Raw genomic sequence first — 26,960 nt, 5'->3', positions numbered from 1 at the left:
GTTTAGGAAGCACTTGCATAACTTAATAAGGCCTACGGTCCCGCGCGAGTTGGTTTGCTTTTGCATAATTTTCAGGGGTCCCGATATCGATCAACGGAGCCAAAGTTTCGTATGCGTATATTTTGCCTAGTAGCCCCGGCAGTACCTGATTACTAAAGTCGGTGATATTTCCGCAGCTCTTGTTAAGCAAAGCTATGAGTTCGCCCGACAGAAGATAGACTGCGCCATTGGCAAGATTTCCATTTGGATGTTCACACTTTTCTTCAAATCCGATCACGACATTTTGTTCGTTCAGCGTGACGATGCCGCACGAAGAGGGTGTGTCAGTACGGAACGTCATCATGCTCATCAGGCATCCATTAGGGCGCTGGCGATGTGCTTGAAGAAAGCCCTTGAAGTCTGCAAGGCAATAGTTGTCCGCATGGATCAGCAAACCATCTTCATCGTCGAAAAAATCCAGATGAGCAATCAATGTTGCGGCAGTTCCGAGCAGAACTGGTTCATGCACCAGAATCGTTTGATCGCGATAAGGACTGCCCTCAACATAAGCACTTACCTGTTCGCTTAAATAATGCGTGTTGATCAGGAAAGGGCCAATCCCAGCGGCGGTCAAACGTTCTAGCCACATATCCAGCAATGGTTGGCCGTGAATCGGGACAAGGCACTTAGGGATAGTGTTGGTGAGTGGCCGAAGTCGCGTGCCGAATCCGGCTGCCAGGAGAAGGGCTTTCATTCGGAGAGATCCTGCAACAGTTGCAGCAATTCTTTAGCGCGGATCGGCGTATTACCGACGCGGCTGACCTGGACCGCTGCGGCGAGTGAACCCAGATAACCCGCTTCCCAGATAGTGCCGCCGCAGGCCAGCGTGAGCGCGCTGGCAATTAGCAAACTATCACCGGCACCGGCCACATCGCGCGGAGCAATGTTGAGCGCGCCTAGTTGATCGGTGACCCAGTCGCACTCAGGATCGTGAGCAGGATGAATCAGCAAACCTTCCTCTCCTAGTTTGAGAAGGATGTTTGCCGCATCCGACTGTTGTCGTAACTGCTCTGCAAGGATGACCAGTCCGTCCTGATGATTGCGAGTACTGATACGTGCTTCGTGTTCGGTCGGGGTCAGCAAATCCATGCCACGATAGCGGCTGATGTCGCCGATCTGCGAAGAAGACTGGCTGTCGGCTGCCAGCAGAACACCGCGGGCCTTGGCCATGCCGATGATTTGATCGACCAGCGACTGTGGCAAACAGCCGTAATTGAAATCGGAAAAGACCAGAACATCAATCTCATCCATAAACTGTTCTAGTCGCTCCAGTATCTGGTTTTGCAGGTCAATTGGGATCGCTGCCTGATGCAAGTAACTGACGCGGAGCAAGGTTTTCCCTTTGCTGCGAAAACGTTGTTTGCGTGTAGTGGGGCGGCTTTCATCAACGAGCAGATCTGCTTCGATTCCTTCCGCAGCCAAACGCTCCAGCGCAAATTCTCTCGCGGCATCGGCACCGGTGACAGACAAGAACCGCACAGAAGCACCGAGTCCTGCCGCATGTGCGGCGACAATTCCGGCGCCACCGATAAACTGAGTGGTGTCGATCGGTGTCACGACGATGGTGGGGTCTTCCTGCGACATGCCGAGTGGCTGGCAGGTAATGTACTCATCAATAATCAGGTCGCCGACAATGCATACTCTGAGGCGGGTAAATTGACGCAATATGTCGGCTGCCTTGGCTGAATTAATCGCATGGCGGCCGAGATAGTCCTTGGGCGCTGAGATGGACCGTGGATCCGATTCGTAAAAAGCTTTGCGGATAAGATCGAGCGATGAAAACAAGGTCTCACCGGAACTGAACAATAGTTTTCCGCCATACTGTTCCACCGCCGCTAGCTCGGGATTAAACAGTGATTCGTGTTCTTTTCCTTTGACGACCACATCCGGTTTAAGACGGGCCAGCGCTTCGGCTACCGGGCCATCCAGCAAAAACGCCTCATCCACCCAGATATTGCTTTGTATTCCCTCCAGCCGTAATTGTTCCGGAACATGGGCGGCATTGCCGGCCATCCGGTCGCTTTCAACGGCAACGACCAAACGCGTGCCACATTCTTTTGCAAAACGTAGCAACCGAACATGCCCCGGATGCAGTACGTTGAAATTTCCCGATACGAATACAAGTTGAGGATGCAAAGTGGCTTTGTTATCCATATTAAAAATTAGCGGTCCTGGCCAAGAGTCGTATCTATTTCAATCAAAGGACGACCTACCCGATGCTGTTCCATATCATCTAGCGCCTCATTGATCTGATCGAGCCGATACCTGTGGCTTATCAATTTTTCAAGCGGCAGTTTGCCGTCCAGATAAAGTTGAGCGAGCAAGGGAATGTCGCGGTCGGGCATGCTGCTGCCGCCCCAGCTTCCACGTATCTGCTTGCCGCAGATCAACTCATAGGGATCGATGCTTATGCGCGCTCCGTGCGCCGGATGCGAGGCGAACACACAGGTGCCGCCGCCGCGTCTGACGGAGGCGAATGCCTGCTCGATGACGGATACTTGTCCCGAGGCTTCAATTGCGTAATCGACGCCTGTGCCATTGGTCAGCGCGCGAATCGCGGCGACAGGATCAGACTGTTTTGCATCGACAACGGCAGTGGCACCAAACGAGCGCGATAATTCCAGCTTGTCGGCAGACACATCGACCGCAATGACCTGCGCGCAGTCGAACAGCTGCGTCGCCATCAATGCGCTCATGCCGATCCCGCCAAGCCCGAATACCGCGACAGTACTACCGGCCGGCGGCCGGATGTCGTTGAGGACGATTCCTGCGCCGGTCGGTAACGCACAACCGAACAACACGGCCACATCCAGTGGAATGCCCGCAGGTAAGGGCACAACGCGATTTTCAGAAACGAGGGCATATTCGTTGAACGTGGTGACACCGCCTGCATTGATGCTCGTATCCAAGTGGCCGCATTCATACCGGATTCCGCCACCGTCGAGGCCACTGCCTTTGATCCATCCCAGTATCACCAGATCGCCAGGGATCACTTTAGTGACACCCTCACCAATGGCAATGACCTTTGCCGAACCCTCGTGGCCCAGCAGATGCGGCAGATACGCATCCGGCCCGCGCAGGCCACGAACTTCCATCAGCTGGCTGTGGCACACGCCGCTGTAGGCCAGTTTTACCAATACCTGGCCGCGTTGCGGAGCGGGAATGGCAATATCAGACACCATGTCGAGTGGCTGTGACAGCGCCTTCAGCACGGCTGCTTTCATGTGGGATGGTGGCAGAGGCGATGTCACCAGGGCATCTCCGTCTTTGCGCTGATGAAAATGCCGCCTTCTTTGTAACTGATGGGCATTCCTGCCAGATTCTCTACGCGCTTCCAGCCCGATTTCTGCGCAAAAATATTGACTTGGGTCCCGGCAAATGTATTGAATACCGCCAGTGCATTTTCGGGAGTGCCGACTTCAACAAAGGCATCGACATGGTTCCAGTCTGCAATCGGAATAGCATGCAAAATCACCGCTTCGTGGCCTTCTGCGTCAATTTTCATTAAGTCGACGCGTTGAACGATCTCGCGGATATCCATGACATTGACATCGAATTTATCTAACTCACCATAGGGGTTGGCTTTAGCGCCGGCCAGGTGGCTGCTAGTGGTATTGCCAAGCACACGCACAAATTGCATTTGGCCATTTTGTTCAGAGACGGCTGCTTTATGGGCAATCGCATCAGTGATGTTGTTGAGCTTGAGATTGCGTAGCAATTTTTCATGGTGCTCAGGATCTGGCTCGAATGCTTCTACTTTGCATCCCGACATGGAGAGCAAAATAGTATGCAAGCCTAAATTAGCGCCGATATCGGCCGCACGTGCATAACGGCCTTTGTTGCGATAGTAAAACGCAAACATCAACAGCTCATCCAAACCGAACAAGTCGATAGAGTCGATAGCCCCCATCTTTTCATACGGTAAAGTGAGCATGCCGAATTCCGCCATAGGAACGGGCTGGCCTGCGGCAAAAGCCGGTTGTGCCTCATGAAACGCCTCTTTCACGAGACTATCCACAAAACGATAAAACGGCGTTCCCCTTGCATGCTGATCGGGATAAGCTGCGAGGAATTCAAGTAGCGTATCGAAACTGTTAAGTGACATTGGATCGTTCCTCTTTAAAGTTGAAATGACAGCAAGACTGTAAGGCCATCTCTGAGTAATGACACCGTCTGATGATCCAGCGATGCGCGTTTTTTTATGATGGAGATAATTTCTTAATTAGGAAAAGAGGGCATTTCTTGTTCATGACTGCCTCATCAAAATGGCCCCGTGAACCACGCACCCGGCACATCGTGCGGCGTTGGTTCTGGCAAGCTCGCCATCACATCACCCTGCTCCTTGCCCATCATGCACAGGATCTTGGTTGCGATGTCGCCGGCGCGGACATAAAAACCTTCCGTCATGCCGAAGCTGGTTGGTTCCGGTACGTCGGGCATGGCCAGTCGTGCCGGTGCGCAGCGCAGGCTGGACATGCGTTCCATGGCGACGCGTGCGATAACTTCACCTGCGATGGAGCCAGTTGCTGCGCCGGTATCAAGCGTGAGCAATTTTCCGGTTTTTTCTACGGACGCAAAAATAGCCGGCCAGTCGATTGGATTAACGCAGCGCAAATCCAGCACTTCGCAGGAAATGCCGCGTGTCTGCAAATAGGTCGCTGCATGCAGCGCTTCTATCGTCATATACGACATGGAGACGATGGTGATGTCGCTTCCCTCGCGCGCCACGCGCAGCGGTCCGATAGGGCTGCGGAAGTCGCCTTCTGGCACGTCGCCGACCATGTTGTGCAGCCAGCGGTGTTCAATGAAGAGGACTGGATTCGGGTCGAAAATAGAGGCCAGCAGCAAGCCCTTGGCGTCTTCCGGGGAGGAGGGCATCACGACCTTGAGTCCTGGAATGTGCGCAAACCAGGCTTGCAGATTTTGCGAATGGGTTGGCCCTTGTCCCCAACCGCGTCCCAGAATCAGACGGATGGTGATCGGTACCGAGCACTGGCCGTCAAACATATAAAACCATTTGGCGGCATTGTTAACCAGTTGATCCATTGCCAGCAGAAAAAAATCCAGCCGCTGGTGACACATTACGGGAAGCACGCCGTTGAGCGCGCAGCCGATGGCGACGCCGGTCATCGCATTTTCTGAGAGTGGCATATCGAATACGCGCGCTTCGCCGAATTTTTCCTGCAAGCCCAGCGTGGTGCCGAAGATGCCCTTGGGGTCGTCGGTACCGAGGCCGTAGCAAATGACGTTGCGGTCGGCTTCCATTGCCACGGTCAATGCTTCATTGATCGCTTTTGAAAAGCTGAGCTGTCTGCCCGCTAAAGAAGTTGGTTCACGCATATATTTTGGCAAAAGCATCCGTACGGCTAGGGAAGGGGGAGTCGATGGCAAAGCGGAATGCGGCGTCGGTTTCTTCCTGGATAGCGAGGTCGAACGCGGCGATGTCTGCCGGCAAGAGGATGTTTTCTTGCCGCAGTTTGTCTTGCAGTCGCTGGACTGGCTCCAGTTGTCGGTGATGCAAATATTCCTGCTCGCTTCGGTAGCCGATGTCGTTGTCGAATCCCGGGCCGCAGTGTTCGCGCCAGCGGTAAACGCTGAACTCGATAAATTGCGGGCCGTTGCCGGCGCGGATGTCAGCAACGGCGGCTGCGATCTGATGATAGACGGCGGCCGCATCATTGCCATCGCCCTGTGTGGCATTAACACCGATGGCTTGCGCCAGTTTGAATATGTCCCGCCCGACTGGCTGACGCACATTCAGCGGCGAATAGACCGAATACAAATTATTTTCACAAAGGAACAGGACCGGGAGTTTTTTCACCGCAGCAAAATTGAGCGACTCATAAAACACGCCGGTCTCGACTGCGCCATCGCCCAGAAAAATACAGCTGACCTGATCCGTGCCCGAAAGCTTGATGGAATATCCCAGGCCGACGCCGACGGGAATCGTATTGCCGACAATTGCAGTGCTGCCCTTGAAACCGACCGATTCATCGATCAAGTGCATGGAACCGCCACGGCCACCGGCACAGCCGGTTTTTTTGCCATAAATTTCCGCCAGCATTTTGCGCAGGTCGCCGCCCTTGCCCAGATAATGGCCGTGGGCGCGATGGCCGCTGACGGCGAAGTCATCTTTGCGCAGAGCCAGTCCGGCGGCTGCCGAAACCGCTTCTTGTCCGCTGCATAGATGCACCGGGCAGCGCATGGCCTGCTCTGCATAGCGGCGGCTGATTTCTTCTTCCACATGGCGGATGCGCTTCATGGAAAAAAGCAGTTGCTGGGCGATAGCGGGTGTCATGGAATAAACCAGAAGTAATCTCCGGTGTAACCGACTTCGTCGAAAAAGGCTTTCCATTCATCGACGGACATAATCGTTTGCGCCGTCAGGTTCCAGGCAAACATGCGGATTTTTTCTTCTTCGCTGCGATAGGCGTCGACAGTGATGTAGGACTTACCCTTGCTTACTCTTTCTATTTCCCGCAGCGCTTGGGCGCAGTCTGCGCGATTCAGATTGTGGACGGTGTTGATGGAAATGACGACGTCAAACGACTTGTCTTCAAAGGGCAGGTGACGCGCATCGGCGACTTGGACATGCTGCTGCATGTCATCGATGGCATGTTCGATTGCGTAGGCCGAGACGTCGAGACCCTTGACTGTGATGCCAGGAATTAACGCCGCCAGATCGTGCAGCATGAAGCCTTTGGCGCAGCCGACATCGAGGACCGAACTGGCGGCAGTCAGCCCGAAATGCTGTTGCAGCGTCGGAATGACTGGCTGCCAGAAGCGCGGGAAATAATTGAATCCGCCGTAGCCGTTGCGACGGTCGCCATCAAAAAACTCTTTGCCGAACTGACGCGCAATGGCGCGATCTTCTTCGGTTTTTCCTGCGCCGCGTTCTTCGACATTGCGCTTGGCTTTGGGGTAGTCGATCAATAAATCAATTTCTTGCTTCACGGTGCGCTCCATTCAAATCTTTGGCCAATCGGGTTTTCGTTGTTAACTTTGCAAATTCAGGTGCTTCATCCAGCGCACGGTATAGCACTGGTCGCTTTCCTTGATCGCGCCGCTGCGGTGCATGGCGATGATGTCGTCGATGGCGTCGTTGACGGTGTGACCTTGCACGAAGCCGGTGGCCAGCAGCTTGTCTGAATTCTGGCGATACGAGCGCGGGTCGTTGGATTCCGATACCACCAGTTCGGCCGGGATTTTGCTGCGCACGCGTTCGGCGATATCGAGGATGGAAATGTTTTCAAAGCCGGCGTTGTAGCAACCGGAGGCAATGTCCGGTTGGGTGATGAAGTGGCGATAGACGTTGACCATGTCCTGGATGTGGATGTTGGGGCGCGTCTGCGTGCCGCCGAACACGGTGATCCGGCCGTTTTGCAGCGCTTGCCAGGTGAACATGTTGACGCTGACATCGAGTCGCATGCGTGGCGAAAAACCGCACACGGTGGCCGGACGGATGCAGTGCACCTGCATGTGATCGGCGTAGCTGAGGACGACGCGCTCGGCCACCATCTTGGTTTTGTTATAGGCGGAGATTGGTACTAGCGACAGGTCTTCGGTCACTTGCGGTTCGTCCTTGACGCCGTACACGCTGCCGGAGCTGGCAAACATGAAGTGCTTGACGCCGGCGCGCACGGCGCGGTCCGCCAGTTGCTGCGTGGCCAGGACGTTGACTTCCCACGAGAGGGTCGGATTGAGTTCGACGCCGGGATCGTTGGCGATATTGGCCAGATGCAGTACGACTTCCACGCCGTCGAGCGGGATGGCATCAACGTCGCGCGTGTCTTGTTGCAAGACGGTCAGGCGCGGGTGTGCGGCGAGGTGGTTGCCGAACCATTGGTTATCGACCACGCAGACATCATGTCCGTCTTTCAGGAGCAGGCCGGTGAGTACCGTGCCGATAAAACCGCAACCGCCAGTCAATAATATTTTCATTCAGATTCTCAAGGTTTATGGATGTAGTCGGCCGGCAGAGCTTTGAGCGTGTCGAGGTTGTCGTCGACCCACGCCAGCGTTTGTTGTATGCCGGTTTCCAGCGAGATGCGGTCTTGCCAGTCGAGTTCGGTGCGGATTTTTTCGCTGTCGAGCAAATAGGCCTGATCTTTGCCGAGTCGGTCGCCAACCACTTCGGCCAGATCGTCGAAGGCGATGCCCATGACGGCGCAGATCTGTTCCACCAGTCCGCGTATCGAGATCGTTTCTTTGGTGGAGATATGGTAAGTGTCGCCCGCTGTGCCGGCGATGGCGATGCGGCAGGTGGCATCCGCGACATCGTCGATGTGGATGAACGAGCGTATCGAATGTCCGCCGCCGTCCAGTTTCAGTTTGCGTCCCAGGCGTGCAAACAAAAGTGTGCGCGGGATGATGCGGTACAACTGCTGGCCGGGGCCGTAGACATTGGCAGCGCGGGTGAAGACGACCGGGAATTGGTAGGCCTTGAAAAAACTCATCAAATGCAAATCGCAGGCGGCGCGTGAAACGGCGTAGGGCGTGCTCGGGGCAAACACGAAGCGTTCCTTGATCCAGCCGTCGGTGCTGCCATAGGCTTCTGGTGTCGATACATGCACGTAGCGCTCGAGGAAAGGCAGTTTGCGCAATTGGTCGTGCAGTTTGACCTGCCCGACGACGTTGGTTTGATACCAGTCTGCCGGTGTTTGCCAGCTTTGCGCGACCATGCCTTGCGCCGCAAAATTGACGACGTATTCGGGCTGAAATTCTTTGCTCAGGACGATTAATTCGTCGAGCTGATGGTTGATGTCGATCTGGGCGAAACGGAAACGCTCGCTAGCTGCGAGATCTTTGTAAGGCAGAAAGACGTCGTGCAATTCAGCGGAACGACTCACGCCCAGTACCTGATGGCCGTTTTGCAGCAGGTATTTGATGAATTGCGCGCCAGAGAAGGAGTTGCTGCCGATGACCATGAAGCGCCGGCTGGCGTGGTGCATGGCGGCGACGTCTTTGATTGCTTCAGTCATTGAGGTAGGTAGTTGGGCTGTCATTGTTTTTGTTCGCCGACCGGGTTGGCGCACAGCCATTGCATGCAGACATGCCCAATGACCAGTTGCAGGTCTTCGGCAATTTGCATGTCGTCGAGCGGGAAGTGGATGGCGTGTGTGGCAATTTCTTTGCAGCGGCCGCCGCTGAAGGCGACGATGGCGAAGGTCTGCATGCCGAGGCTGTTGCCGGTTTCGATGGCTTGCACTACGTTGGCGGAGTTGCCGCTGCCCGATAGCACGATCAGTATGTCACCGGCTTGCGCCTTGACGCGTAGTTGCTCGCTGTAAATACGGTCGTAGCCGAGGTCGTTGGCGAGACAGGTCAGGACGGCCGCATTGGCGCTGAGTGCTTCTATCCGCATGCCGCCGCGGGTGCTGTTGACACCGACGCCGTAGAGCAAGTCGTTGGCAAGATGGATGGCGTTGCCGGCACTGCCGCCATTGCCGCACAGGAATATCGAGCGGCCTTGATCCCAGGCTTCCCGCAGGGCGGCGCCTAGCGCGGGGACTTGCTGCATCGCATCCATCGTCAGCGCATGCGATAACTTGGCCGCATAATTTTTAATCAGCTGTTGCATGCGGGGAAATCTTTCTTGAAATTCAGCCGTGGTGTTTCAAAGCGCGATCTGTCGGGCATCAGGCGGGCGCTCGTTATGCGGTGATGCGATCTCTGTATTATCGGCTTTGATTCCGATTGCTTTAATTCCCACTGGTAAGCCTACGAGGGTAACCCGGGCGTGCGCATGTCGTAGCAAGCAAATGGTGGGGGAAAGTCCCGGTATTCTTCCTATCCCGCATAGGATTTCAGCATGTTGATGGGAAAGGGCGTGCTTCGATCTGGCAGAGTTCTTTGGGGAGACGTGTCCAATGTTTCTGTTCGGACATTTTTCCCCTTGTTAGAAGCCTGCCAAGATGGCTGGCTGATGCGGTACGCAAGTGGGATTTTTCGGGAGAGGGCGGGTGCGTAGGCAGTGACGTTTTAAGGAGGGGCGGGGATCAGTCCGCCCATTCCTTAATTGTCTTGATGCAGGGTAATTACTTTGGCGTCGCTGCCGCCCACGGAGCAGGGTTCTTCATCGAAGGCGATATCGCCGTTGGCATCGGCAACGCCGGTGGCTTTCAGTCCGGTGAAGTCGAACAGTTTGCGGTCCATCAGGTGCGACGGGGCGACTGTGGAGAGCGAGGCGAAGATGTTGTCGACCCGGCCGACGTGGGTTTTTTCCCATTCGCGCAGCATGCCCTTGATTTGCTTGCGTTGCAGGTTTTCCTGGCTGCCGCACAGGTCGCAGGGAATGATGGGGAATTGCTTGATTTCGGCGTAGCGGATCAGGTCGGCTTCTTTGACGTAGGCCAGCGGGCGGATGACGATCTGCTTGCCGTCGTCCGATTGCAGCTTGGCCGGCATGCTCTTGAGCTTGCCGCCGAAGAACATGTTGAGGAAGAAGGTTTCCATGATGTCGTCGCGGTGGTGGCCCAGTGCGATTTTGGTGGCGCCCAGTTCGGTCGCTACCCGGTACAGAATGCCGCGTCGCAGGCGGGAGCAGAGCGCGCAGGTGGTTTTGCCTTCTTCCACCACGCGTTTGACGATGCTATAGGTGTCCTGATTTTCGATGTGGAACGGCACGCCGAGCGCGCGCAGATACTCTGGCAGGATGTGCGCCGGGAAATTCGGCTGCTTCTGGTCCAGATTGACGGCGACGATGTCGAAATGGATGGGGGCGCGTTCGCGCAGCATCAGCAGGATGTCCAGCATGGCGTAGCTGTCCTTGCCGCCGGACAGGCAAACCATGACTTTATCGCCGTCTTCGATCATGTTGAAATCGCCGATGGCCTGGCCGACCAGACGGCACAAGCGTTTGCTGAGCTTGTTGTTTTCAAAGGCGAATTTTTCCGCTTGCCGCGCAGTCGGGCCGGTGGCCGGGGTGGCCGGGGTGGCCGATGCGGTCGTCCCTGCAGGGATGGTCAGCGTTTCCATCTGCGTTGTCATTACATGCCGCCCTTGATGCGGAAAACTTCCACGCCGACGGCGTCGCAGTCAGCATAGACATCCGGTTTTTCGGTCGACACGCGTACGGCGCGCACCTTGGGGTGTTCCAGCATGGCGGTGATGACGTCGTCGCACAGCGTTTCCTGCAACTGGATATGTCCCTTCGCCATGCGTCGGGCGATGGTGCTGCGGATGAAGTCGTAATCGACGACTTCGTCGAGCTGGTCGCCCTTGGGGGTCGATAGCGCGAGCGGAATGAACAGGTCGACGTTGATCAGGATGCGCTGCTCGCCTTTCTTTTCGAATTCATGCACGCCGATATTGATCAGCACTTCGTAGTTGCGCAGGAACAGACGACGGCAATCTTGCAGGGCGGAGTGGGACAGGGAAGTCAACATGGGGAAATCCTATTCTTTAAAAACTGAGGCGGTGTACCGGGGCCGTGCTGGCGTTTGATTCCGGTGTTCTTGGGTGGTGTTGGGGTAGGGCTTATTTAGCGAGAAACATGACGTCGCGTTGCAAGGGGATCAGATGCTGGCCGCCATCGACCAGCAGCGTCGTGCCGGTAATGGCGCGCGCGCTTGCAACGTAGCAAACAGCGGCAGCGATGTCTTCCGGCGTGCTTGATTTACCTAGCGGGGTGATGCGATGCGCCTGTTCAAACTGGGCGTCGGTCTGGTCGCCCGAGGTCATGGTGATGCCGGGGGCGATGCCGACTACGCGCAGTTTTGGGGCGAGCGCCTGTGCCAGCAGTGTGGTGGCGGTGTGCAGCGCGGCTTTGGACAGCGTGTAGGAAAGGAAATCGGGGTTGAGGTTGTACAGCTTCTGATCGAGCAGATTGATGACGACGGCTTGTTCGCCTTCCGGCGTGAGGGCGTGCAATTGCTGCGCCAGCAACAGCGGCGCGGTCAGATTGGCTTGCAGGTGACGGTCCAGACCGGCGGCGGTGAGTGTGTCGGCGGTATCGTGTTCAAACAGCGCGGCGTTGTTGACCAGGCAGCTGACGCGGCCGAAGGCCGTGGTGTGCGCTAACAGGCCGTTGACGGCGGCGGCGTCGCTGAGGTCGCATTGCAGCAGGATGGCGCGGCGGCCGAGCGTGGCGATTTCTTCGACCAGTGTTCTGGCGTCGGTCTCGGAGCGGTGGTAATGCACGACCACATCCCAGCCCTGACGGGCAAGTTCGAGGGCAATAGCGCGACCGATGCGTTTGGCGGCGCCGGTGACGAGTGCGATTTTTTCTGGCTGTGGTGTCATAGATTCAATACAATGCGGCCCATGCAACTGCAATTACCTCAACCCTCCGCTGCCGCGCAGGACGCCTCGCAGGCGCTGGTGGCCCTGATTGCCGACGATATTGCGCGTCGGCAAGGATGGATTTCGTTCGCCCGTTACATGGAGCTGGCGCTGTATGCGCCGGATCTCGGCTATTACAGCGGGGGCGCAGCGAAACTCGGAAAAGAGGGTGATTTTACAACCGCGCCGGAACTTACGCTTATTTTCGGCGCAACCCTGGCGCAATTCTCCATCGGGCTACTGGCGCAGACGGCGCCGGCCATCATGGAGTTCGGTGCCGGGACCGGCAAACTGGCCTTCGATATCCTGAGCGAACTGCGCTTGGCGGGCGCGCCCTCGGTGACTTATTTCATTGTCGAGGTGTCGGCGCAGCTGCGCGCGCGGCAGCAGGTAACGCTGCGCGATTTCCCTCAGGTGCAGTGGCTTGATAGTCTGCCAGCGCGTTTTTCCGGGGTGGTGCTGGGTAATGAGGTACTCGACGCGATGCCGGTGCATCTGGTGCTGCGCACTGCCGAAGGTTGGCTGGAACGCGGCGTGGCCTGGTCGGAACAGGGCTTCGTTTTCGAAGACCGGCCTGCCGACGTGGCGCTGATCGCACAAATTCCCGATGCCGATGACTTGCCACCCGGTTATCTGACCGAAGTGCATCCGCTGGCGATCGGGTTCATGCAGTCGCTGGCCGATATGCTGGCCGCGCCCGATAACCGGGCGGCCGCGATTTTCTTCGATTACGGTTTTCCCGCGCGGGAATATTATTTGGCCCAGCGCAATCAGGGCACGCTGATGTGCCACTACCGCCACCATGCGCATCCCGACCCTTTCTACTGGCCCGGTTTGCAGGACCTGACCGCGCATGTCGATTTCACGGCGATGGCGCTGGCCGCGGCCGAACGCGGGCTGGAGGTTCTTTCTTATACCAGTCAGGCGGCGTTTTTGCTGGCTGCGGGAGCCGGGGATGTGCTGCTGCGTACCGACCCTGAGCAGGCCGCTCGCTACTTGCCGCAGGCCAACGCCCTGCAAAAGCTGATTTCCCCTGCCGAGATGGGAGAGTTGTTCAAAGTGCTGGCGCTAGGGAAAAACATCGACTGGCCGGATGCCTTGCTGCCGCATGACCGCAGCTATCGCTTGTGATTTTCTCGCTTCTGATGGGCGAGGTTGCGCGATGATACGCTGGTTTCTGGTGATTTTCCTGATGCTGATCGTGCTTGCGTCGATTCTGCCGTGGCTGGAAAAATTCGGTATCGGGCGCTTGCCCGGCGATTTTCGTTTCAGATTATTCGGACGCAATTTTTCGCTGCCCTTCGCGTCGACAATTCTGTTGTCGCTGGCGGCGCTGCTGGTGGCGCGCTTGTTTAAATAGCACGTCAATAGCACGGCATTGCTGATCCTTCTCCTGGGGTACTGCGCTTGCTTTATTGCCGCTCAGACATGATCCCCGCGAACTTATGCCGGCAATCGGCCTATACTCTAGCGATGGTGACGTAACCTGCGGACTGATCTGCGGGTTTCGACATTGACGCAGCGTGGCTTCCGGTTCCTCTTTCTTTACTCCATCATGCCCGATACCAAAGACCCTCATTCTCCCCCTCCCGAAGCACCGTCTCCCGCGCCCGAAAAGGCCGCCGGGAATCCGCAAGTCGACTGGACTCCGCCAGAAATGCCTTACATCCGCAGCACGGAAAATGTAGAAAAACCGTGGGCGCAAAACTGGCGTTTACTGTTGGGGCGTTTGCGCGCTCTGTCGGATAAGGCCGGGCGCAAGGTCTTGCACCGCACGCTCAAGATCGGCATTTCGGCGCGTATTTTTCATCCTGAGCCGGGCGGACAAGGTTTGCGTGGCCGGACCCTGCAATATCTGGAAGAGTCGATTGCCCAGTGGGTGATGTCGCGCGATGTGCTGGTGTTCATGATCCCGACGGTCAATACCAACGGCAAGGTGCATCCCAGTCATATCCGTTTGCGCGATTATGCCAAGCATCTGGACGGGCTGGTGCTGCAAGGCGGGGCGGACGTTTCGCCGCAAAGCTATTCGGAAGAAGCCACGCGGCCGGAGTGGAACGGCGACCGCGTACGCGATATGTATGAGCTGGAATTGCTGCATGAATTCGTCGAGGCCGGCAAGCCGGTGCTGGGCATCTGCCGCGGTTGTCAGCTGATCAACGTGGCATTTGGTGGCACGCTATATCAGGACATTGCGTCCGACGTGCCATCGGCGATTGTGCATGTCAATAACGAATACGATAGAAATCACCACGAGTTGTATTTTCCGCCGGGATCGACGCTGTCGGGCCTGTTGTTAAGCGGCAGCAAGCTCGTGGTTAACTCTATCCATCATCAGGCCGTGAAGGATTTGGGGCGCGATTTGTCGATTGAGGCGATTTCCTGCGACGACAACATCACCGAGGCAATCCGTTACCGCAAGGCACCTTTCGTGATGGGTTTGCAGTGGCATCCTGAGTTCCATCGGGCAGGCGGTCCCGAGTTGCTCGATTGCACCCCTATTCTCGATAGTTTCCTGCGGGCAGCGCGCGAAACGCGGTTCTGATTGCTGCTCGCCGGGCTGCACAAACGCATGTCCTTTGCAACTAAAACGGATGTGCATCGTCCTATCGGATGCTTATATTTGATATAGCCGCTGTATTACTTCTGAATTGCCATTGTCATTGCGATGGCAGTCCCCCATATTAGAGGCTTACTATAGCCACCCACTGAAAGGATTAGACATGACCACCTCCCATTTGAAAAACGTCAAAGATGATATGAAAGCCCTGGTCAAGGATGCGCAGGAATTGTTCCGTGAAGCGGCAGAAGCTACCGGCGACAAGGCCGAAGCGCTGCGCGACAAAGGACTGACACTGCTGGAAGCCGCTATCGTTACCGCCCAGACGGCCCAGACAGTGGCGCTGGAAAAAGGCAAGCAGGTCGCCGCCGATACCGATGACTACGTTCACGCCAACCCTTGGCGCGCCGTGGCGATTTCCGCTGGCGTTGGTTTGCTGGTCGGACTCATCATCGGCCGCAACAAGTAACCAAGGAAAGCGCCGACATGGAGACCAAAACATCCTCAACCGCTCATCCCGGGCTGATCGCAGGCTTGCTGAGCCTGGCAAAAAACATGCTCGGTCTGATCATCAATCGCATTGAACTGGCCGGATTGGAACTCTCGGGCATTGGTGTCAATATGCTCAAGTTCATGGTCGTGTTCATGCTGGCGATCACGGCGCTATGGTTCGCGGTTGCCTTTTGGTCGATCATGATCGTCCTGTTGGCGTGGGATGCGTGGGGCTGGAAAATCCTGATGCTGTTTGCTGTTCTGTTTTCGGTCGGCACGGTAGCGCTCGCAGTGTATGCGCGCGCCATGCTGAAAAACGGTCGTCTCGCCCTGCCTGCCACGATGGCAGAGCTGCGCAAAGACCGCGATGCACTGCTTTGATCGGAAGGAAATCGCATGACTGACTCTTCACATCGGGAATATTCTGCCCCGCTCCATTCGTCCCGACTGGAACCGCCGGCCAAAATCGACTGGCAGGCAATGCCGTTTGCTGAACGCAAGCGGCGCTTGCTGGTCGAAGGCGCGCTGTTGCGCCTGGAGATGGTCGACGCCCGCATGGTGATTCGGGAAAATCTCAATCCCGGCGCAATCGCCAAAAGCGCCCTGAGCCGGTTGGTGGGCGCTGCCGGCAGTCTGATTGGCGGTGCAGCATCCGGTGGGCCGTCGGGGCGCTTGTCCCCTGTGCTGACGACTCTCCTGACTGCGGCTCTGACCAGCAAACTGATGCGCAAGCCCTTGTTGTATGCTGGTGTGCTGTCGGTGGTGGGCGGAGTGGTTTATCTGCTCCGGAAAAAACGGCCCATTGAAGAGGACGAGGACATGTCCTCGGACTATCAGTAAGTTCTAAAAAGTAAAAAGACCCGGATGACGCCTGAAGCCGTTACGTGGCGCTTTCCGGGCGATTTTCATCTATTGGCCGCAGCAACGTCATGTCGGCCAATTACTTTCAATAAATCAATACACTCTTTCGGCGGGGAATCATCATGCGTAAATTAACGATCGGTGCGCTGGCCTTGGCGCTGGCCGCAACAGGCTGTGCCGACATGTCGGCAACGCAGCAGGGGACGGCGACGGGTGCAGGCGTCGGTGCCGGGTTGGGAGCGCTTCTCGGCGCGGTAACGGGCAACGGTGGCGGCGGCCGGGCATTGGGTGGTGCAGCGATAGGTGGCGCCATTGGTGCGGTGGCCGGCAATGTCTGGTCGACCAGAATGGAAAACCAGCGGCGCACGATGGAGCAGGCAACTCAAGGTACGGGCGTGCAAGTTACTCAGACCGCAGACAACCGGCTCAAACTTGAAATTCCAAGTGACATTTCATTCGATACCGGCCGGGCCGATATCAAGCCGAATTTGCGTCCTGTGCTGGATCGCTTTGCCGCCACATTGACAGAAAATCCCGCTACCCTGATCACGATTGTGGGTCATACCGACAATACCGGCAGCGATGTGCAGAACGATCCCCTGTCGTTGCAGCGCGCTGGTCGCACGCGCGATTATCTGTCCACCAGAGGCGTCGCGCAAAACCGCATCAATGTTGTCGGACGCGGTTCGCATGAGCCGCTGGTCGTCAATAACAGCGAGGCTAACCGCGCGCGCAATCGTCGGGTGGAAATTTTTGTCGCAGAACCACAGCGCTGATCGTCGGATATCTGCGGAGTATCTGTCTAGGCTGGGTAAGGTTGTTGTGGCTCAGATGTAAAAACGCCCCGTCTGTGCGGGGCGTTTTTACGTGCAAAGCAAACGCTTTGCAACAGGATGCTTATGACTTTTCAGCAGGTGCGGCAGGTTCCGCTTTTGGCTCTGGAGCCTTGAAGCTGGCACCGGCCTGATTTGCCATGTAGGCCACGGTGCGGGCGATTTCAATATCGCTCAGATCTGGATTGCCGCCTTTGGCAGGCATGGCGCGTATGCCGTTGACCGCATGCGAAACCAGTGTGTCGTAGCCCTGGCCGATACGGGCTTTCCATGCTGCCAGGTCACCAACCTTGGGCGCGCCGGCAACACCAGCAGAATGACAGGCCATGCAGGTGGATTTGTAGACTTCTTCGCCGGATAACAATTGTTTCGGTGCGGCTGCATCGTGGAAGGTGTAGCCGGCATCGGCTACAGGCTTGATGCGAGCCAGGATGGCAGTGGCAGTTTGTCCATCAGAACCGGCGCCTGCTTTTTGCTCGGTGGTCACATATTCGACCAGCAAAACGATGCAGATAATGGGAATTAAAAAGCCGGCTGCAATGGCTAAGATCAGCTGTTTAGGCGTTTTGATCGCGGATTGGTGTTCTTCTTTATGTGCGTCGCTCATAATTCCCTCAAGTGCAATTTTATAAACCGGGCGGGACGGCTGCCGGCAGCTCCACAGTACGCAGACACAAGGCGCAGATACAAGGATATCGCAAATATATGCATTATCCCCAGACGGAAACACCTGGCACCAAGCCGTTTTACGGAGAATGGCACCTCACCCAACCCTTGATTATAGACGTAATGCCATGCATGTGGAATCGAAAATCGCGGTATGCATGGACGGCGCGGAATAAAAACGGTATCCTTCAGCCCGTCTATGCAGTCTCGTGCGGCTGTAGCTCAGTGGATAGAGTATTGGCCTCCGAAGCCAAGGGTCGCTGGTTCGATCCCAGCCAGCCGCACCAATCAATGCATCATTCAATCAAGTGCTTAGCAATCCTTAAAATAAAAGTTGGTGGAGAAAATCTCCTGACCTCGGGATACATACCAAGCTAAAGCGTCATTCCCCTACCGCACTTCCTCCTCCCAGATGAGTTGCCGGTGAAAAAGCAAAAACAGTGCGGTTGAAAAGAGCCTCTCTTGCGAAGAACGCCAGAGTTTGTTGACGTTTCGATTGCTTGTTCAAGTCTCCCACGCCAATATCCAAACACGCCGCTGCAAATGTTTTTTTTGATCCGCCACACAATCGTCTTTCGCGCAATCTTGCCGGAAATCAATTTCACTTTTTGAGACCGCTCATTTCCCGTCATCCCTGACGCGTAAATAGAGAAAAAGTCGTCGGTTTTTGATGCTCAGTATAATAAGTGCAACTTAAGCGCTTAAAGGTACAACCATGTCCACCGTCACGCTCGGCCTCAAAGTTGATGAAGCACTGCGAAACCGCATCAAAGAAGCGGCTGCCCTGCAAGGGCGAACAGCGCACTGGGTTTGTAAGCAGGCTGTTTTGCAGTACGTGGAGAGCCTTGAACGAAGTCAGTCGGCAGGGGCCGCCCCTTCGGCTGCCGCTGGAGTGAGTGCATTCTCGGATGTGGACGACGCCGACGAGTCAGCCTTGTCCGCTGAGGTTATACCTCAGGTGCAACCTTTCCTGGACTGGGCGCAAAATGTCCAGCCGCAAACCGATCTGCGCGCCGCCATTACTGCCGCCTGGCACCGTCCCGAGGCGGAATGCCTGCCGATGCTGGCGCAATTGGCCTATACGCCGGATGCCGCACAACGTGCCTCCATCGAAAAAGTGGCCGCTCAACTGGTGGAAGTTCTGCGCAGTAACAAAGATGCCAGCGGCGTAGAAGCGCTGGTGCAGGAGTTTTCGCTCTCCAGCCAGGAAGGGGTCGCCTTGATGTGTCTGGCCGAGGCCTTGCTTCGCATCCCCGATAACGCAACGCGCGACATGCTCATCCGCGACAAAATCAGTCGCGGCGACTGGCACGCCCACTTGGGCAAGTCCCCCTCCATGTTCGTCAATGCCGCCGTCTGGGGTTTGATGCTGACCGGTAAGCTGACCGCCACCAACAGCGAAAAAAGTCTGGCAACCTCGCTGACCCGCCTGATCGGCAAGGGGGGCGAGCCGCTGATCCGCCAAGGCGTGCACCGCGCCATGAAACTTATGGGCGAGCAGTTCGTCACCGGGCAGACCATCTCCGAAGCGCTGGCCAATAGCCGCCCCATGGAAAAAGCAGGCTTTCGCTATTCCTACGACATGCTGGGCGAAGCCGCCATGACCGAGGCCGATGCGCAAGGCTATCTGGTGTCTTACGAGCAGGCCATCCACGCTATTGGCAAGGCTTCGCACGGACGCGGCATCTACGAAGGCCCTGGAATTTCCGTCAAGCTGTCGGCCTTGCACCCGCGTTACAGCCGGGCGCAGCGCGAGCGCGTGATGCAAGAGCTGCTGCCGCGACTGCTGAAACTCGCCCAGTTGGCACGTCAGTACGACATCGGACTCAACATCGACGCCGAAGAAGCCGATCGGCTGGAACTGTCGCTCGATCTGCTGGAAAGTCTGTGTTTCGAGCCTTCTCTCAAAGGCTGGAACGGCATCGGCTTTGTGGTGCAGGCGTATCTCAAGCGCTGCCCGTTTGTGATCGACTATGTCATTGATCTGGCCCGCCGTAGCGGCCATCGTGTGATGCTGCGTCTGGTCAAAGGGGCGTACTGGGACAGCGAGATCAAGAAAGCGCAGATCGACGGACTGGATGGCTACCCGGTCTTCACGCGCAAGGCCCACACCGATGTGTCTTACCTCGCCTGCGCCCGCAAGCTGCTGGCCGCGCCCGACGCGGTCTACCCGCAGTTTGCCACCCACAACGCGCAAACAGTCTCCGCGATTTACCACATGGCAGGCCACAACTATTACAGCGGCCAGTATGAATTTCAGTGCCTGCACGGCATGGGCGAGCCCCTCTATAACCAGATCACCGGCAATGCCTCCGACGGCAAGCTGGGTCGCCCCTGCCGCATTTACGCGCCCGTCGGCTCGCATGAAACCTTGCTGGCCTATCTGGTGCGTCGCCTGCTGGAGAACGGCGCCAACACCTCGTTCGTCAACCGCATTGGCGACCCGAACGTGCCCGTCTCCGAACTGGTCGTCGACCCGGTAGTGGAAGCGCATCGCATCGAAACCGAGGCCGGCCAACTGGGTGCGCCGCATGCCAAAATCCCGTTGCCGCGCCAGATGTTTGCCGACCTGGGAGTCCAATCGCGGCTGAATTCGTCGGGAATGAATCTGGCGCATGAGCAGCAACTGGCATCGCTCGCCGTCGGTCTGCTGCGCAGCACGCAAGGTCTGCATACCGCCACTGCCAGCGTGGCGGTCGTGACCACTATGCCAGCGGAGTATGCCGACGACGCCTGGCAAGCTGTTCTGAATCCGGCCGACACGCGCGACCGCGTGGGCTGGGTGCTCCCGACGACATCGCAAGAGGTAGAACTGGCCGTGCAGCGCGCCCATAGCGGTGCGCAAATCTGGCAGGGCACACCGCCGCAGGAACGCGCCGCCTGCCTCAAACGCGCCGCCGACATGCTGGAACAGCGCATGCAAAGCCTGCTCGGTCTGATCGTGCGGGAAGCCGGCAAGTCCCTGCCCAATGCGATTGCCGAAGTGCGCGAAGCGGTGGACTTTTTACGCTATTACGCTGCGCAAACAGAAGCCACTTTCGACAACGATCTGAACCGGCCACTCGGGGTCGTGTTGTGCATCAGCCCCTGGAATTTCCCGCTCGCCATTTTTACCGGCCAGGTAGCGGCCGCTCTGGCGAGCGGCAATTGCGCCTTAGCCAAACCTGCCGAGCAGACCCCGCTGATCGCCGATGTGATGGTGAAAATTCTGCATGAAGCGGGCGTACCAACAGACGCCGTGCAACTGGTTCCCGGTACCGGCGAGATCGTCGGTGCCGCGCTGGTAGCGCATCCTCTGGTGTCGGGTGTGTTATTCACCGGCTCGACTGAAGTCGCGCGCCTGATTGCACAAACGCTGTCCACGCGGCTGAGCCGGCAGGGACGCTGCATTCCACTGATCGCCGAAACCGGCGGCCAGAACGCGCTGGTGGCCGACTCGTCCGCGCTGGCCGAACAACTGGTGGGCGACGTATTGGGCTCGGCCTTTGACTCGGCCGGTCAGCGCTGCTCGGCGCTACGCTTGCTGTGCATTCAGGACGATGGTGCCGAGCGCGTGGTGGACATGATCAAACACGCCATGCGCGAATGGGTCATGGGTAATCCGGATCGCATGGACACCGATGTCGGCCCGGTGATAGATGAAGAGGCGCGTGTGCAGATCGAGCAGCACATCGAGCGCATGCAGGCGCAGGGTCAGCCCGTCAGCCGGATGGGGCGTGACGAAAGCGCAGGCCAAGGCTATTTTGTGATGCCTGCCCTGATTGAGATCGATCGCATTGATCGTCTGCAAAAGGAAATTTTTGGTCCGGTTCTGCATGTGCTGCGCTATCGCCGCGAACAACTGGGTGAGTTGCTGGAGGCGATTAACGCCACCGGCTACGGCCTGACCTTCGGCGTGCACAGCCGTATTGACGAAACCATCGCTCAGGTCACGCAAAAAATATTGGCCGGGAATGTCTACGTCAACCGCAACGTCATCGGCGCGGTGGTCGGAGTGCAGCCGTTTGGCGGCATGGGACTGTCCGGTACCGGCCCCAAGGCAGGTGGCCCGCTGTATTTGTACCGCCTGCTGCAAGCGGGCAAGGCGCAAGGCAACCAGGCACTCGCCGCGTTGCAAACCATGCCGGTTAATCCTGCGCTGGGAGCGCGCATGCAGATCGACCCCGCCGCGCAGCCCGGCTTGCTCGCCCTGCAAAGTCTGACTACGGCTTTGCCCGGGCCGGCTTTCAGCGCGCTCACCGGCTGGCAAGCCCGCGACACTGCTCAAGCCGTGGCCGCTTGCGAATACTACGGTGCGCTCAGCGTGCTGGGCCAACTCTTTACTTTGCCCGGCCCCACGGGCGAGGCGAACGTCTACCAGTTACTGCCACGGGGCATGGTCTGTGCGGTACCCCGTACGCCGATCGGACTGATTCATCAGCTTGCGGCAGCACTGGCCAGCGGTAACAAGTACTGGCTCGAAGCGTCGGATACCGACAAGGTTTTGTCGCCTGTGCTGGCGGCACTACCGCCTGAAGTGCAACAGTGGATTCAGCGCTGCAGCAAGGAACAATTAATGAGCGAACCCACCCTCAGTACCGTGCTGTTTGAGGGCGATGGCGATGCCTTGCAGGAGTTGTCACCGCGCATAGCCCAGCGCTCGGGGGCCATAGCGCGTATCGAGAGTCTGACGTCCGTACAACTGGCCGAGGGGGCGCATTACGACCTAAGCGCCTTGATGCACGAGCAAAGTATCAGCACCAACACCGCCGCTGCGGGCGGTAACGCCCAGCTCATGACCATGGGCTGAAGTCTGCGCCGCTGGCGCACTTTCTCCGTCAAATTTCCATCCATTCACGGCTAAGCCCACAAGCCGGTAGGCCCGGCACACCCTGCTTATCCCTTAGACATACGCAAAGACATACGCACAGATACAAACAAAGACACACGCACCCGCATCAATTTTTGAAATAACCAGTTCTACCTTGAGGAGACTTCCATGAACTTTACAGATCCCACCGTGATCATGTTTAGCATTTACCTGTTCGCCATGCTGTTTATCGGCATCCTGGGCTACCGCAGTACCAATAATCTGGACGACTACATCCTGGGCGGACGCAGCCTGGGCAGCTTTGTCACTGCGCTGTCAGCCGGTGCCTCCGACATGAGCGGCTGGCTGCTCATGGGCTTGCCGGGCGCTATTTATCTCTCAGGTGTGAGCGAGGCCTGGATTGCCGTCGGCTTGGCCATGGGGGCTTACCTCAATTGGCGCTTTGTTGCGGCCCGGCTGCGCTTGTACACCGAGCGGGCTGGCAATGCGCTCACGCTGCCAGACTATTTTTCCAACCGGTTTGAGGACAAACAAAACCTGCTCCGCATCCTGACAACATTAGTGATTCTGGTGTTCTTCACCATCTATTGCGCCTCCGGCGTGGTGGCAGGGGCGCGCCTGTTCGAGAACATGTTCGGCTTGCCTTACCAGACGGCGTTGTGGGTCGGCGCAGCCTGCACCATTGCCTATGTTTTCATTGGGGGATTTCTGGCGGTCAGCTGGACCGACACCATTCAGGCATCGCTGATTTTCACCGCGCTCATCGTCGCTCCGGTGGTGGCTTACTTCGCCATCACTCATGGCCTGCAACCGACGCAATCGATGACGGATTTAATGGAACCCGCCAAAATGAACATCATGAAGGGCGCTTCATTTGTCAGCGTTCTGTCGTTGCTGGCATGGGGTTTGGGCTATTTTGGCCAACCGCACATTCTGGTGCGCTTCATGGCCGCGCAATCGGCAAAGACCATTCCGGCAGCGCGCCGGATCAGCATGACCTGGATGGTGTTGTGTCTGCTTGGTGCCGTGGCGGTTGGTTTTGTGGGGATTCCCTATTTTCTGATGCACCCGGAGGGCGCTCAGGCGGTCAATGCCAACTCGGAAACCGTGTTCATCGAAGTAGCCAAGCAATTGTTCAATCCCTGGATTGCCGGTCTGCTGCTGGCAGCGATTCTGGCCGCCGTCATGAGTACCTTGTCGTGCCAGTTGCTGGTATGTTCCAGCGCGCTGACCGAAGACATTTATCACACCTTCGTGCGCAAAAACGCTAATCATAAAGAGTTGGTCTGGGTGGGTCGCTCCATGGTGATGGCGATTGCGTTAGTTGCCATTGGCATTGCCGGTGATCCGGAGTCCAAGGTCCTCGGCATGGTGAGCTACGCCTGGGCTGGATTTGGCGCGGCGTTTGGGCCAGCCATTATCTTGTCGCTGTTCTGGTCACGTATGACGCGTAACGGCGCGCTGGCAGGCATTATTGTCGGCGCTGTCACGGTGCTGGTCTGGAAGCAATTCGGCTGGTTTGGCCTGTACGAAATCGTTCCTGGTTTTCTCTTTGCCTGGCTTGCTACGGTGGGCGTGAGTCGCCTAGGTGAGCCATCGGCCACCATGCTGTCAAAACATGCAGAAGTGGAGCTGGAAGTCAGTCATCTCTGACAGCGCTCAACAGTAATCCGGCTTAAGCAACCCGCCACAGGAATTGTTGTTCCTGTGGCGGATTGTCATCAGCAGCACTCTCTCCAGCACTCCCGCACGTCCTGTCTCACCCACTCCCTCGCGTTGTTTACTTCGGCAGCACGGCTTGTTCCTGCTTATCGAACGAGAGCGTCACTGCGCCCAGATTAAATCCGTACTTGCTCATCGTGGCACGATTGAGCATTACGCGCTGATCGATCAGAATCATCCAGTCGTCGAAATCGACGTTGATGATTTTGCCGTCGACCGGCAAGGCCAGCACGTAACTCCAGTGCAGCGTATTGCCCGCCACCACGCCTATTGCTTCACCGACGACGTCCGGCGCTGTGCCGATAAAGCGTCCCGGCGCGACCTTGCGCAGCGTCCAGACGCGCTTCTGTTTAGTGCCGTCCGAATAAGTGAAATCCTCATCGAGCGTGCCGGTTTCACCCTCCCAATGGCAAATCATCTGCACGACAAAGCGCTTGATCACGGTGCCAGAACGATCCTGAAACATGCCGTGAGCTTCCAGCTTGCCATTGAAATAGCGCTGCATGTCCAGCGTCGGCTGTTCCGCCGCGTAGTGTTCGACAGGAGCCGGCGTCGAGCAGGCCGATAGCAGTGTCGCCGCAGCGGCAACTACAACATACGCACATACATTTTTGATTTTCATCTGGCTATCCATTCGGTTGAGTTAGAGGTACATGGGATGAAGCTCATCCCGGAAAGTACTTAATTTTCACGGCTTACTATGCAGCCACATGTCTTGGCGAGCCGAAAAACAAGAGCTGTCTGGCGCTGTTCGGAATGCCTGATTCGATGCTCTCCGACTCAGCAATCACGCAAAGGCGCACGCCACAACATCGCGGCAGCGATCAGTTTCAAACCGCAAGGCAGCAAGGCGTAAGCCACCGACAGCGCAGGCACACCGCCAGACTGTCCCGGCACATAACCGAGCCACTCCAGCAGTGGCAAAGAAATCCCGGCAGCCAGTGCCAGCGTCATTTGCACGCCCCAGTTCCACCAGCCAAAATATGCCGCCTCGCGCTGACCGCTATGACCTGCGCGTGAGATTACCCCGGCCAGCAGCGCCGGTGGCAAGGCCAGATCGGCACCCAGCGCAATACCGGACAGCAGGCAGATAGCGCCGAAACCGTACAGCGCGCCCGCACCTAGCGCAAACGCCCAGACGAACACCAGCGCAGACAACAGCATCCCGGCGACCCAGGCGCGGGCTTCACCCCAACAGCGCGCCAGCGCCACCCACAAAGGCATGGACGCTGCCGCCGCGATGAAATACAGCACCAGAAAAGCGCCGGCATATTTCCCCAGCTGCAACTTGTCGTCAGCAAAAAACAAAAATAGCGTGGCGGGAATGGCGGCCGCCACGCCGTTGACGATCAGCACTGCAAACAGGGCGCGATACGGCTTGCTGGCAAACGGCGTCAACAGACTGGCACGCGTCAGCGGTAAAGCAGCGCTTGCTCCACTGTTTGCAGACGCCGCCGGACGCGGCGCTTGCCGCAGCAACAACATGGCCGACAGCAGCAGGCAAACGGCGAAAGCCAGCGACAGCGCGTCATACCCCATCCAGCCGCTCAGTCCCGCAGTTATCACCACCCCCGCCAGCCCGCAGCCTTCGCGTATCGCTGCCACACGGGTGCGCTGCAAGGGCGCTTGCGTCAAGGCCGCGCCCCAGCTTTGATGCGTAATCATCGCCAGACCGAAACCCAGATACACCAGCAGCAAGGACGCAATAAACCAGGCCAACACCGCGCCTTTCGCTAGTTCCGGCGGATGAAACAGTGCGCCGAATCCGAGCAGCAGCAAGGGCAGGGACAGCAGTAGATATGGAGTGTAAGCACCGCCGCCGCGCTGCACCCACCAACCTAGCAAAGGGTCGGTCAGCGCCGCGAACAAACGCGTCACCAGCAGCGCCAGACCAATTGTCGCCAGCGTCAGGCCGCTGCGCTGGGCATAAAATTGCGGCACGAAGATATAGATAGGCAGTGCGACCATCGCCAGCGGAAAGCCGAACAAGCCATAGCTAAATAAAGCCCGCAGCGACAAGGCCGGGGAAGTTGTCATGGTCGCGCCGCGTCTTGCAGCAGCGCATGGCGCAAGTCAGGCGCGGTGCTGGTCGGCGCGAGCCAGATGCCGAAAAACGCGCGGGCGAATTCCAGATCCGGCACTTCTGCCAGCACTTTCCCGTTCAGATAAAAACGCGCACCGATGCCGGGAAGAAACAGACCGCTGAGATGATCGCCTTCGACGACATCCGGGAAAATAGAGATCATTTTTAGTCGCCACGCCTGACGTTGCGCTGAATTGCCTGCGCCGATTTTTTCCATCTGGCTGGCGCTGGCCTCGGCAATTTTTTGTCCGTCGAGAGTGCGGGCGTAACGCAGGTCAAGCAGGAAGGGCGCGGCGTCGGGAGCGTCCTGCCGGTAACCGGCCGCGCCTACCCACATCTGGATGTGGTAAATCCTGAGGGTGAACCAGGTGAAATTACCTTGTCCCGCCAGTCGTGCCATCGGCAATTCCTGCGCGATAAAAGTGGGTGGGGCGGGTGGGGCTGGTGGGGCGAGCGGTGCGGCTGTGGCGGTGAGTGCGGCCGAAGCGCACAGCGCCAGAACCCAGCCGGCCAGTATCCGGCGCAGCAAGGCGCTGTTAAGTGGCAAAAATGTCAGCATCTGACGTAACGACATGCAATGTCGAAAGAAATTTTTATCATGATCAGAAGCGC

26 protein-coding genes and 1 tRNA gene are annotated in these 26,960 nt (G+C 57.3%); 10 read left to right on the top strand and 17 right to left on the bottom strand.

Annotated features, from left to right (window positions below; genetic code table 11):
- Positions 1-22: 22 nt before the first annotated feature.
- The 13 genes from RGU70_RS01660 to RGU70_RS01600 form a co-directional block, all read right to left on the bottom strand.
- Complete coding sequence (locus tag RGU70_RS01660; protein ID WP_322207681.1) at positions 23-733, bottom strand: nucleotidyltransferase family protein; 711 nt, start codon at positions 731-733, stop codon at positions 23-25.
- Positions 730-2,193 carry a PfkB family carbohydrate kinase gene (locus RGU70_RS01655; protein ID WP_322207680.1) on the bottom strand — a complete coding sequence of 488 codons (1,464 nt, stop codon included), beginning with the start codon at positions 2,191-2,193 and terminating at the stop codon, positions 730-732. Before RGU70_RS01655 ends, RGU70_RS01660 begins: the two co-directional genes overlap by 4 nt.
- 8 nt (positions 2,194-2,201) lie before the next feature.
- Positions 2,202-3,290, bottom strand: a complete 1,089-nt coding sequence (locus RGU70_RS01650) for a zinc-binding dehydrogenase (protein WP_322207679.1) — start codon at positions 3,288-3,290, stop codon at positions 2,202-2,204.
- Positions 3,287-4,144, bottom strand: coding sequence for an FkbM family methyltransferase (locus tag RGU70_RS01645; RefSeq protein WP_322207678.1), 858 nt, complete (start codon positions 4,142-4,144; stop codon positions 3,287-3,289). Before RGU70_RS01645 ends, RGU70_RS01650 begins: the two co-directional genes overlap by 4 nt.
- A 155-nt stretch (positions 4,145-4,299) precedes the next feature.
- Positions 4,300-5,379 carry an alpha-ketoacid dehydrogenase subunit beta gene (locus tag RGU70_RS01640; RefSeq protein ID WP_322207677.1) on the bottom strand — a complete coding sequence of 360 codons (1,080 nt, stop codon included), beginning with the start codon at positions 5,377-5,379 and terminating at the stop codon, positions 4,300-4,302.
- Positions 5,372-6,337: a thiamine pyrophosphate-dependent dehydrogenase E1 component subunit alpha gene (locus RGU70_RS01635; protein ID WP_322207676.1), complete on the bottom strand. Its 966-nt coding sequence runs from the start codon at positions 6,335-6,337 to the stop codon at positions 5,372-5,374. The genes RGU70_RS01640 and RGU70_RS01635 overlap by 8 nt, the downstream gene beginning before the upstream one ends.
- The gene (locus RGU70_RS01630; protein ID WP_322207675.1) at positions 6,334-6,993 is read right to left on the bottom strand and encodes a class I SAM-dependent methyltransferase; all 660 of its coding nucleotides are present in this window, start codon (positions 6,991-6,993) and stop codon (positions 6,334-6,336) included. The genes RGU70_RS01635 and RGU70_RS01630 overlap by 4 nt, the downstream gene beginning before the upstream one ends.
- Positions 6,994-7,035: 42 nt before the next feature.
- Positions 7,036-7,980: an SDR family oxidoreductase gene (locus RGU70_RS01625; protein WP_322207674.1), complete on the bottom strand. Its 945-nt coding sequence runs from the start codon at positions 7,978-7,980 to the stop codon at positions 7,036-7,038.
- An 8-nt stretch (positions 7,981-7,988) separates the two neighbouring features.
- The gene (locus RGU70_RS01620) at positions 7,989-9,020 is read right to left on the bottom strand and encodes a GDP-mannose 4,6-dehydratase (protein ID WP_322207673.1); all 1,032 of its coding nucleotides are present in this window, start codon (positions 9,018-9,020) and stop codon (positions 7,989-7,991) included.
- Between the two features lie 20 nt (positions 9,021-9,040).
- A complete protein-coding gene (locus RGU70_RS01615) occupies positions 9,041-9,619 on the bottom strand; it encodes an SIS domain-containing protein (protein WP_322207672.1) in 579 nt (192 codons plus the stop codon).
- A 434-nt stretch (positions 9,620-10,053) separates the two neighbouring features.
- Positions 10,054-11,028: a tRNA 2-thiocytidine(32) synthetase TtcA gene (gene ttcA / locus RGU70_RS01610; RefSeq protein ID WP_322207671.1), complete on the bottom strand. Its 975-nt coding sequence runs from the start codon at positions 11,026-11,028 to the stop codon at positions 10,054-10,056.
- Positions 11,028-11,426 carry a dihydroneopterin aldolase gene (locus RGU70_RS01605; RefSeq protein WP_416186465.1) on the bottom strand — a complete coding sequence of 133 codons (399 nt, stop codon included), beginning with the start codon at positions 11,424-11,426 and terminating at the stop codon, positions 11,028-11,030. The genes ttcA and RGU70_RS01605 overlap by 1 nt, the downstream gene beginning before the upstream one ends.
- Positions 11,427-11,517: 91 nt before the next feature.
- Entirely contained in the window at positions 11,518-12,282 is a 765-nt protein-coding gene (locus tag RGU70_RS01600; protein WP_322207670.1) for an SDR family oxidoreductase, read from the bottom strand.
- 21 nt (positions 12,283-12,303) lie between these two features.
- Here RGU70_RS01600 and RGU70_RS01595 point away from each other — a divergent pair, with 21 nt between their 5' ends.
- The 7 genes from RGU70_RS01595 to RGU70_RS01565 all read left to right on the top strand — a co-directional run bounded on the left by RGU70_RS01595 (position 12,304) and on the right by RGU70_RS01565 (position 17,010).
- Positions 12,304-13,452 carry a class I SAM-dependent methyltransferase gene (locus RGU70_RS01595; protein ID WP_322207669.1) on the top strand — a complete coding sequence of 383 codons (1,149 nt, stop codon included), beginning with the start codon at positions 12,304-12,306 and terminating at the stop codon, positions 13,450-13,452.
- 31 nt (positions 13,453-13,483) lie between these two features.
- Complete coding sequence (locus RGU70_RS01590; protein ID WP_322210673.1) at positions 13,484-13,681, top strand: DUF2905 domain-containing protein; 198 nt, start codon at positions 13,484-13,486, stop codon at positions 13,679-13,681.
- 195 nt (positions 13,682-13,876) lie between these two features.
- A complete protein-coding gene (locus RGU70_RS01585; RefSeq protein WP_322207668.1) occupies positions 13,877-14,866 on the top strand; it encodes a type 1 glutamine amidotransferase in 990 nt (329 codons plus the stop codon).
- 178 nt (positions 14,867-15,044) lie between these two features.
- Positions 15,045-15,350 carry a DUF883 family protein gene (locus tag RGU70_RS01580; protein ID WP_322207667.1) on the top strand — a complete coding sequence of 102 codons (306 nt, stop codon included), beginning with the start codon at positions 15,045-15,047 and terminating at the stop codon, positions 15,348-15,350.
- A 17-nt stretch (positions 15,351-15,367) separates the two neighbouring features.
- Positions 15,368-15,754 carry a phage holin family protein gene (locus RGU70_RS01575; RefSeq protein ID WP_322207666.1) on the top strand — a complete coding sequence of 129 codons (387 nt, stop codon included), beginning with the start codon at positions 15,368-15,370 and terminating at the stop codon, positions 15,752-15,754.
- Positions 15,755-15,769: 15 nt separating this feature from the next.
- On the top strand, positions 15,770-16,213 hold the full coding sequence (locus RGU70_RS01570) for a hypothetical protein (protein WP_322207665.1): 444 nt from the start codon (positions 15,770-15,772) through the stop codon (positions 16,211-16,213).
- 143 nt (positions 16,214-16,356) lie between these two features.
- Positions 16,357-17,010 (top strand): OmpA family protein, encoded by a 654-nt coding sequence (locus tag RGU70_RS01565; RefSeq protein ID WP_322207664.1) that lies wholly within the window; start codon positions 16,357-16,359, stop codon positions 17,008-17,010.
- 121 nt (positions 17,011-17,131) lie between these two features.
- On the opposite strand, the gene RGU70_RS01560 is transcribed toward RGU70_RS01565, so the two are convergent.
- On the bottom strand, positions 17,132-17,674 hold the full coding sequence (locus RGU70_RS01560) for a c-type cytochrome (RefSeq protein ID WP_322207663.1): 543 nt from the start codon (positions 17,672-17,674) through the stop codon (positions 17,132-17,134).
- 270 nt (positions 17,675-17,944) lie between these two features.
- On the opposite strand from RGU70_RS01560, the gene RGU70_RS01555 reads away from it, so the two are divergent.
- From RGU70_RS01555 to putP, 3 genes are all read left to right on the top strand, one after another.
- A tRNA-Arg gene (locus RGU70_RS01555) sits at positions 17,945-18,020 on the top strand.
- A gap of 428 nt (positions 18,021-18,448) precedes the next feature.
- Positions 18,449-22,522, top strand: a complete 4,074-nt coding sequence (putA, locus tag RGU70_RS01550) for a trifunctional transcriptional regulator/proline dehydrogenase/L-glutamate gamma-semialdehyde dehydrogenase (RefSeq protein ID WP_322207662.1) — start codon at positions 18,449-18,451, stop codon at positions 22,520-22,522.
- A 189-nt stretch (positions 22,523-22,711) separates the two neighbouring features.
- Entirely contained in the window at positions 22,712-24,196 is a 1,485-nt protein-coding gene (gene putP, locus RGU70_RS01545; RefSeq protein ID WP_322207661.1) for a sodium/proline symporter PutP, read from the top strand.
- A 127-nt stretch (positions 24,197-24,323) separates the two neighbouring features.
- On the opposite strand, the gene RGU70_RS01540 is transcribed toward putP, so the two are convergent.
- From RGU70_RS01540 to RGU70_RS01530, 3 genes are all read right to left on the bottom strand, one after another.
- Entirely contained in the window at positions 24,324-24,887 is a 564-nt protein-coding gene (locus RGU70_RS01540; protein ID WP_322207660.1) for a DUF3833 domain-containing protein, read from the bottom strand.
- Between the two features lie 158 nt (positions 24,888-25,045).
- Positions 25,046-26,302: an MFS transporter gene (locus RGU70_RS01535; RefSeq protein WP_322207659.1), complete on the bottom strand. Its 1,257-nt coding sequence runs from the start codon at positions 26,300-26,302 to the stop codon at positions 25,046-25,048.
- The gene (locus tag RGU70_RS01530) at positions 26,299-26,922 is read right to left on the bottom strand and encodes a chalcone isomerase family protein (RefSeq protein ID WP_322207658.1); all 624 of its coding nucleotides are present in this window, start codon (positions 26,920-26,922) and stop codon (positions 26,299-26,301) included. Before RGU70_RS01530 ends, RGU70_RS01535 begins: the two co-directional genes overlap by 4 nt.
- Positions 26,923-26,960: the final 38 nt, after the last annotated feature.

It is taken from the genome of Herbaspirillum sp. RTI4 (assembly GCF_034313965.1).
Taxonomy (GTDB): Bacteria; Pseudomonadota; Gammaproteobacteria; order Burkholderiales; family Burkholderiaceae_D; genus Herbaspirillum.
This window is presented reverse-complemented; position numbering and strand designations above follow the sequence as displayed.